The sequence below is a fragment of the Affinundibacterium seohonense genome (genome assembly GCF_014284305.1).
In the GTDB taxonomy this organism is placed as follows: domain Bacteria; phylum Pseudomonadota; class Gammaproteobacteria; order Burkholderiales; family Burkholderiaceae_D; genus Undibacterium; species Undibacterium seohonense.
In genome coordinates this window covers 1-471 of the sequence record NZ_JACOFW010000089.1, presented here as the reverse complement: position 1 = coordinate 471, position 471 = coordinate 1, and the positions used below count along the sequence as shown (strand labels likewise).

At 52.4% G+C, this 471-nt stretch carries 1 protein-coding gene; it reads left to right on the top strand.

Annotation, left to right across the window (positions count from 1 at the left end; translation table 11 throughout):
- Positions 1 to 11: 11 nt before the first annotated feature.
- A partial coding sequence (locus tag H8K52_RS20675) for a LodA/GoxA family CTQ-dependent oxidase (RefSeq protein ID WP_246464737.1) occupies positions 12 to 471 on the top strand: 460 nt, incomplete at its 3' end.

The following is a 471-nucleotide window of genomic DNA, read 5'->3' as shown; positions in this document are numbered from 1 at the left end:
AAGAAGTGCCTTTGGCTGAACAACCGGCGATGCTTGACCGTTCGGCGCTAGAGTTCTGCTTAGCTGATGCTTTCCACCCTGGCTGTGAAATGACTTGGCCGGTGCGACATGCGACGATGTATAGCGAACCTTATCGTTGGCGCCATCGTAGCCAAGACAATCCAGAACCCAATTATGGCAGCACGCTCACCCCAGCGGAGGCACTGTCCTATAACGGGCCGTTGTTCAGTCAATTTCCAGGCTCAATTACGCGATGGATGGCAATTCCGTGGCAGACAGACACTGCCAGCTGTCGTTCTGGCTATGACCGCCAATACGATCCATTCCTGCCGACGTTCTGGCCAGCTCGAGTGCCAAATCAAGTATTAAGCAATGAAGACTACCAAAAAGTGATCGACATCAACCTACCGCGACAAGAACGTATTGCCGCGTTTCAAAATCGAGTCGACTGGGATCGTACCTTAGGTGTGG